The 7,770-nt window shown below is 69.6% G+C and carries 4 protein-coding genes; 1 reads left to right on the top strand and 3 read right to left on the bottom strand.

Annotated features, from left to right (window positions below; translation table 11 throughout):
- Positions 1–210: 210 nt before the first annotated feature.
- Genes lpdA through aceE form a run of 3 tightly spaced genes read right to left on the bottom strand, consistent with a single transcriptional unit; the run spans position 211 to position 6,253 of the window.
- Positions 211–2,124, bottom strand: a complete 1,914-nt coding sequence (gene lpdA, locus OXU43_05635; protein ID MDD9824634.1) for a dihydrolipoyl dehydrogenase — start codon at positions 2,122–2,124, stop codon at positions 211–213.
- 40 nt (positions 2,125–2,164) lie between these two features.
- Complete coding sequence (locus tag OXU43_05630) at positions 2,165–3,559, bottom strand: 2-oxo acid dehydrogenase subunit E2 (GenBank protein MDD9824633.1); 1,395 nt, start codon at positions 3,557–3,559, stop codon at positions 2,165–2,167.
- Positions 3,560–3,601: 42 nt separating this feature from the next.
- Complete coding sequence (aceE, locus tag OXU43_05625; GenBank protein MDD9824632.1) at positions 3,602–6,253, bottom strand: pyruvate dehydrogenase (acetyl-transferring), homodimeric type; 2,652 nt, start codon at positions 6,251–6,253, stop codon at positions 3,602–3,604.
- Positions 6,254–6,354: 101 nt separating this feature from the next.
- On the opposite strand from aceE, the gene OXU43_05620 reads away from it, so the two are divergent.
- On the top strand, positions 6,355–7,770 hold a 1,416-nt coding region (locus OXU43_05620), incomplete at its 3' end, for a leucyl aminopeptidase family protein (protein MDD9824631.1).

Raw genomic sequence — 7,770 nt, 5'->3', positions numbered from 1 at the left:
AAGGAGCGCGAAGCGCGCGCTTTCTATGCTGGATTCCGGCTTTCGCCGGAATGACGGGGTAAAGGGCGGGAATGGCGGGGTAAAGGGCGGGAATGGCGGGGTGGGGGCGCGGGAATGGCGGAATAAAGAGCCGCTTTGCTTCCCTTCGATTGCGTAACGGCTTGCGGTTTTTCGCCATAGGATTGCTCGCGCCCCTGGCGCCCCCGCGCTTCAGCGGCGGCGGGGGAGGTACAGATCGGTGAGCGTGCCCTCGAATGCCTCGGCAGCCATGGCCACGGTCTCGGAGAGGGTGGGGTGAGGATGTACGGTAAGGCTCAGGTCGCGGGCGTCGCAGCCCATCTCGATGGCCAGGGCGCCCTCGGCGATCAGGTCGCCCGCCGCCGGGCCTACCGCCGCCATGCCCAGCAGGCGGCCGCCGCGCGCGCCGTCGCCGCCGCCCTCGCTGTCGCCATCCGCGCCGCCGCCGCCGCGCTCGAACAGCAGCTTGGTCAGGCCCTCGTCGCGGCCCAGCGTCAGCGAGCGCCCGTTGGCGGCCCAGGGGAACAGGCCCTTGCCGTATTCGATGCCGCGGGCGCGGGCCTCGGTCTCCGTCAACCCCACCCAGGCGACCTCCGGGTCGGTGTAGGCGATGGAAGGGATGACCCGGCCCTCGAAGCCGCTCTTCAGTCCGGCGGCGACCTCCGCCGCCACCTTGCCCTCGTGCGACGCCTTGTGCGCCAGCATGGGTTGCGAGGCGATGTCGCCGACGGCGTAGATGTGGGATACGTTCGTGCGCTGCTGTTGGTCCACCGGGACGAAGCCGTCCTTTGTCACCCGCACTCCGGCCCGCTCCAGATCCAGCTGCCCGCCGTTGGGATGCCGCCCGGCAGCGACCAGGACGGCGTCGAATGTCTCGCTGCCCGCGCGGGCGCCGGAGAGGCGCACCTGTAGCGGCCCCCGTTCCGGGGCCTCGATGGACTCGATGCGGCTGTTCAGCAGGATGGCCTCGTAGCGCGGCTCGATGCGTTTTTGCAATGGCGCGACGATGTCCGGGTCGCAGCCGCCCAGCAGCCGGTCGGCCATTTCCACGACGGTGACCCGGCTCCCCAGCGCCTGATAGACGGTGGCCATTTCCAGGCCGATGATCCCGCCGCCCGCCACCAACAGGGTGGCCGGCACTTCTTGCAAGGCCAGTGCCGAGGTGGAGTCCAGGATGCGGGGGTCGGCCGGCTGGCCGGGCAGGCGCGCCGGGCGGGAACCGGCGGCGACGATGGCATGATCGAAAGACGCCAGCCTTTCTTTGCCGTCCGGCGCGCGCACGGCAAGCGTATGCGGCCCCAGGAAGCGCCCCTCGCCCTGCCACACTTCTACGCGCCGCTGACGCGCCAACTGTTTCAGGCCGCCGGTCAGTTTCGCCACGACGGTCTCGGTCCAGGCGCGCAACTCGCCGGGGCGAATCTCCCGCTCCCGGAAATGAATCCCGGCCCCGGCCATTTCTTCTACCTCAGCCAGCACCCGGGCGGCGTGCAGCAGGGCCTTGGAGGGGATGCAGCCCACGTTCAGGCAGACGCCGCCCAGGGCCGGGTAGCGCTCCACCAGCAGCGTTTTTTTGCCCAGATCGGCGGCGCGGAAGGCGGCGGTGTAGCCGCCCGGCCCGGCGCCCAGCACCAGCACTTCCGCGTGCAGCTCGGCGCCGTCCCGACCGGCGGCGGAGGGCGGCGCGCCCTGTTGCCGACCCTGTTGCGGACGTTTCTCCGCCGGCGCCTCTTTGCCCGGCGGCGCTGCTGGCGCCGGCCCTTCCCCTGCCGATGCCGCGCCGCCTTGCGCCGCCGCTCCCTGCTTTTGCTCTTGCTCTTGTTTTGCGTCCGCCGTGGCCGCCGTCGCGTCCGCCGTCTTGTCCGCCGTGGCCGCCAGCTTCAGGATCGGCGTCCCCTCCGATACTCGGTCGCCCGCCGCCACCAGCAATTCCTGCACGGCGCCGGCGGCGGGAGAGGGGATGTCCAGCGTGGCCTTGTCGCTCTCCAGGGTGATCAGGGAAGTCTCTTTTTCCACCTGCTGCCCCGGCACGACCAGCACCTCGATAACCTCCACATCCCGGAAGTCGCCGATATCCGGGACGCGCACCGTGATCGCCTCCGTCGCCATGCCGTCGTTTCTCCCTGTCTCCGTCTTTACGGCGGCGGGGTCACAGCAGGATCTGGCGTATGTCGCCCAGGATGGAGCACAGGAAGCGCCCGAAGCGCGCCCCGGCGACGCCGTCAATCACCCGGTGGTCGTAAGACAGGGCCATGGGCAGCAGCAGCCGCGGCAGAAACTCTCCCCGTTCTTCGGCATAGACCGGAGTCATGGCGGCGCGCGAGACGCCGAGGATGGCGACCTCGGGGCTGTTCACGATCGGCGTGAAGCCGGCCCCGCCGACGCCGCCCAGGCTGGACAGCGTAAAGCAACCGCCCTCCAGGTCTTGCTTTTTCAGCCGCCGTTGCCGCGCCCGTTCGCTCAATTCCTGCACTTCGCCGGCCAAATCGAACAGGCCCTTTTGATCCACATCCCGGATCACGGGTACGACCAGGCCCTCGTCGGTATTGACCGCGACGCCGATGTGGAAGTACCGCTTGCGGATAATCTCTTCCCGGTCCGGGCTCAGCGAGGCGTTGAAATCCGGGAACTCCTTCAGGGTGACCACCAGCGCCTTGAGCAGGAAACTGACCAGCGTCAGCCGCACGCCGCGCTTTTCCGCCTCTTGCAGGCGGGCGCGGCGGAACGCCTCCAGGTCCGTGATGTCCGCCGCATCGAACTGGGTGACGTGGGGCACGGTGACCCAGCAGCGTTGCAGGTGCTGTCCCGCCAGCCGCTTGAGGCGCGACAGGGGGTGGCTCTCGACCGGACCGAAGCGGGAGAAATCCACCGGCGGGGTCTCCGGCAGCGAGAAGCCGCCCAGGTTGCCGAAGACCCGGTCGCTGCGCATCACCGCCTGGGTAAATGCCTTGACGTCCTGCTTCAGGATGCGCGCCTTCGGCCCCGTGCCCCGCACCAGCCCCAGGTCCACGCCCAACTCCCGGGCGAAGCGGCGCACCGAAGGGCTGGCATGGGAGCGGGAAGAGCGGCTGGCGCCCACCGTTTGCGCGCCGCTGGGCAGCAGCGGCGGCGGCCGCCCATAGGCGGGGGCGGACGGCGCATCCGCCGCGCCGCCGGTCGCGGATGCGTCCCCGCCGGCCGCGTCTCCTTCCGATGCCCCGGTCTTCGGCGGCGCCGGGGGTGGCGCCGGGGGTGGCGCCTTTGGGGGTGTCGCCGTCTCCGGCCCGCTCCGCGTCTCCGCGGCTGCGTCCTCCCCGGCTGTGGCCTCCGCCTCCTCCAGTTGCAGGATCGGAGTCCCTTGCGAAACCCGGTCTCCCGTCTTGACCAACAACTCGCGCACCGTGCCGGCCTGCGGCGCGGGGATGTCCAGCGCGGCCTTCTCGCTCTCCAGGGTGATCAGCGTAGTCTCCGCCTCGATCCGCTGCCCCGGCGCGACCGCCACCTCAATGACCTCTACGTCCTGGAAGTCGCCGATATCCGGGACCCGGACAATCCCGTCCTTTATGCCCACGATCCCTCCCGCGGCGCGAGGCGACGCTGGCGCGTCTCAGGCACCGGCCGGGTCCGGCTTGTCGGCATCCAGCCGGTAGCGGGCGATCGCCTCCGCCACCGTTTTCGCCGGCACCTCGCCCTCGTCGGCCAGGGCCTTCAGCGCCGCGACCGCAATATAGTGCCGGTCCACCTCGAAGAAGGAGCGCAGCTGCGCCCGCGTGCCGCTGCGCCCGAAGCCGTCCGTCCCCAGGGTGACGTAGCGCCGGTCCAGGAACGGCCGGATCTGGTCGGCGAAGGCCATCATGTAATCGCTGGCGGCGACGACGGGCCCCCTGGTGTTCTCCAGCGTCTCCTCCACCCAGCAGCGGCGCGGCGGTTGCCCGGGGTGCATCATGTTCCAGCGCCTCGCGCTCAGCCCCTCGCGCCGCAACTCGGTAAAGCTGGTCACGCTCCATACGTCCGCCGAGACCTGGAAGTCCGCGGCCAGCAACTCCGCCGCCGCGCATACCTCGCGCAGGATGGCGCCCGAGCCCAGCAGCTGCACCTTCAGCGGCCGGTCGGCGCCCTCCTGCAAGCGGTACATGCCCCGCAGGATGCCCTCCTCCGCCCCCTTCGGCAGCGGCGGGTGCGGGTAGTTCTCGTTCATCACCGTGATGTAATAGAAGACGTTCTCCCCGGCGCCGTACATGCGCCGCAGCCCGTCCTGGATAATGATCGCGAGTTCGTAACTGTACGTGGGGTCGTAAGACACGCAGCAGGGGATGGTAGCGGCCAGCAGGTGGCTGTGGCCGTCCTGGTGTTGCAGGCCCTCGCCGCTGAGCGTGGTGCGCCCCGCCGTGCCGCCGATCAAAAAGCCCCGCGCCTGCATGTCTCCGGCGGCCCAGCACAGGTCGCCGACGCGCTGGAAGCCGAACATGGAGTAGAAGGTGTAGAACGGGATCATGTGGACGCCGTGGAATTTGTAGGCCGTGCCGGCGGCGATCCACGAGGAAACGGCCCCGGCCTCGGTGATCCCCTCCTCGAGGATTTGCCCCTGCTGATCCTCGCGGTAATACATGACCTGCTCGTGGTCCACCGGATCGTAGAGCTGTCCCACCGAGGAATAGATGCCCAGCCGGCGGAACAAGCCCTCCATGCCGAAGGTCCTGGCCTCGTCGGGGATGATGGGCACGATGTATGGGCCGATGCCCTCGTCCTTCAGCAGTCCGTCGAGGATGCGCGTAAAGGCCATGGTGGTGGAGATGCTGCGTTTGCCGCTGCCCTCCAGCAGCCGGCGGTGCAGCTCCAGGGACGGCAATTTCGGCGGCGGCGGTTCCGGGCGGCGCGCGAACACGGGCCCGCCCAGGGCCTCGCGGCGCTGCCGCAGATAGCGGCTCTCCTCGCTGTCCTCCGGCGGGCGGTAGAAGGGCGTCTCGCCCAGGGCCTGATCCGAGATCGGGATGTTGAAGCGGTCGCGGAACTGTTTCAGGGAGTTTTCGCCCATCTTTTTTTGCTGGTGCGTTATGTTCTGCCCCTCGCCGGCCTCGCCCATGCCGTAGCCCTTGACCGTCTTGGCCAGGATCACGGTGGGCTGCCCCTGGTGGCGCACGGCGGCGGCGTAGGCGCCATAGACCTTGTGCGGGTCGTGCCCGCCCCGGTTCAGGCGCCAGATGTCGTCGTCGCTCATATTCGAAACCATGGTCTTGAGCTCGGGATACTTGCCGAAGAAATGCCGGCGCACATAGTCCCCGCCATGCGCCTTGTACGCCTGGTAATCGCCGTCCACCACCTCCTCCATGCGCTGGTAAAGCAGGCCGCTGGTGTCGCGGGCCAGCAGCGGGTCCCAGTACGAACCCCAGATCACCTTGATCACGTTCCAGCCGGCGCCCCGGAACTCGGCCTCCAGCTCCTGGATGATCTTGCCGTTGCCGCGTACCGGGCCGTCCAGCCGCTGCAAATTGCAGTTGACTACAAACAGCAGGTTGTCCAGCTTCTCGCGCCCGGCCAGGCCGATGGCCCCCATGGCCTCCGGCTCGTCCATCTCGCCGTCGCCCATAAAGGCCCAGATCTTGCGGTCGCCCGCCGCGGTGATGCCCCGGTGCTCCAGGTAGCGCATGAAGCGGGCCTGATAAATGGCCATGAGCGGCCCCAGCCCCATGGACACCGTGGGGAAATGCCAGAAATTCGGCAGCAGCCGCGGGTGCGGGTAGGACGGCAGCCCGCCGCCGATTTCCTGGCGAAAACGGTCCAGGTCCTCCTCTTGCAAATGCCCCTCCAGAAAGGCGCGCGCATAAAAACCCGGCGCCGAGTGCCCCTGCACGAACAGCAGGTCGCCGCCGTTGTCCGCGCCGATGCCGCGGAAGAAATGATTGAAACCCACGTCGTACAAGGTGGCCGAGGAGGCGAAACTGGCGATGTGCCCGCCCAGCTCGGCGTTCTTGCGATTGGCCTTGACCACCATGGCCATGGCGTTCCAGCGGGTCAGCGAGCGCAGCCGCCACTCGACGGCCGCGTCGCCGGGGCTGCGCTCCTCCGTGCCGGCCGGCAGGGTGTTCAGATAGGCCGTATTGGGAGAGTAGGGCAGGTGGGCGCCCAGGCGGCGCGCCCGGTCAATCAATTTCTCCAGCAGGAAGTGGGCGCGCTCGGCGCCCTCGGTTTCGATCAGGACCTCCAGGGCCTCCACCCATTCGCGGGTTTCCTGCGGGTCGGGATCGTGTTTCGGATTCATGGCGCGGGACCTCCCCCTCATTTGCGGCGCCCCCTCGTAGCGCCGCCAGCCTGAATGCCCTTAATATTATACCTTTTATATTTTCGGGGAGCTTGCCAACGATGGAGATCGAACTCAAACAGAGCGTCCGCCTGCCCTCGCAGGCGGTGCTGGACCGCCATAGCCACGTCGTGCTGGCCGTCGCCGACGCGCCGCGCAAGTGGCCGGAATTCGGCTACCGGCACGCGCTGGCGCGCCGTTGCGGCACACGCCTGGACAACGACGAACCCCCCTCCCGCCAGCGGCTGGCCGAACTGCCCAACGGGCGCGCCACCCGCGTGGCCCTGCGCCGTATTCCCGCGGCCGCCGCGCCGTTCCGGCAGCTGAGCGCGGCCCGCCGCCTGGTCGCGGCGCACCGGGACGACAACCCCGAGACCCTGGCCCTGGTCGTCGCCGGCTACGAGCCGCCGGCGGCCCTGCGCCTGGCCGAGGCGCTGGTCGCCGCCGCCCTGGCGGCCGCCGCGCCGTTGCCCAGCTGCAAGAGCAAGCCGGCGCCGCCGCCGCGCCTGCGCCGCCTGTATCTCTACGGCGCCCGCGCCCGGGACGGCTTCCGGCGCAGCTTCGCCGAGGCGGAAGGGAACGCCCTCGCCCGCGAACTCAGCATACTGCCCGGCAACCGTCTGGCGCCCGCCCAGTACCTGCAACGGCTGCGCCGCCTGGCCGCGCGCCACGGCTGGCAACTGGATTTCCTGGGCCTTTCGGAACTGCGCCGCCGCAAGGCCGGCGCCTTCCTGGCCGTGGCCCAGGCTGCGCCCGACCCGGGCAGCGGCATTGTCTGCCTGCGCTATCGTCCCGGCGGTACGCGCTCCGGGGCCGGGGGCCGCGCTGCCGGCCGCGTCGCCCTGGTGGGCAAGGGCATCTGCTTCGACACCGGCGGCGTCAATCTCAAGCCCGCCCGCCACATGTACGGCATGCACGGCGACATGCAGGGCAGCGCCGTAGCCCTGGGCACCCTGCTGGCCCTCACCCGCCTGCAAGCCCGCATCCCCGTGGATTGCTGGCTCGCCCTGGCGGTCAACCACATAGGCCCCGCCGCCTATCGGCCCAACGACGTCGTCACCGCCTTAAACGGCACCACCATCGAAATCGTGCACACCGATGCCGAAGGGCGCATGGTGCTCGCCGACACCCTGACCCTGGCCGGGCGCAGCCGCCCGCGCCTGATCGTGGACTACGCCACCCTCACCGGCGCCTGCGTCTATGCGCTGGGCACCGGCTACAGCGGCGTGTTCAGCAACCGCGACGCCTGGCTGCCGGCGCTGGCGGCGGCCGGGCGCGACAGCGGCGAGCGTATCTGGCCCTTTCCCATGGACGAGGACTACGACCGCTCCCTGGAAAGCGACATCGCCGATCTCAAGCAATGCGCGCCGGACGGCGACGCCGACCACATCCTGGCCGCCCGGTTTCTGCGCCGCTTCGTGCCCAGGGGGACGCCCTGGATTCACCTCGACTTGTCCAGCGGTTCCCGCAAAGGCGGT

The sequence above is a fragment of the Gammaproteobacteria bacterium genome, assembly GCA_028817255.1.
In the GTDB taxonomy this organism is placed as follows: Bacteria; Pseudomonadota; Gammaproteobacteria; order Porifericomitales; family Porifericomitaceae; genus Porifericomes; species Porifericomes azotivorans.
The sequence above is the reverse complement of the archived record's forward strand: the minus strand, read 5'-3'. Positions and strand labels throughout refer to the sequence as shown.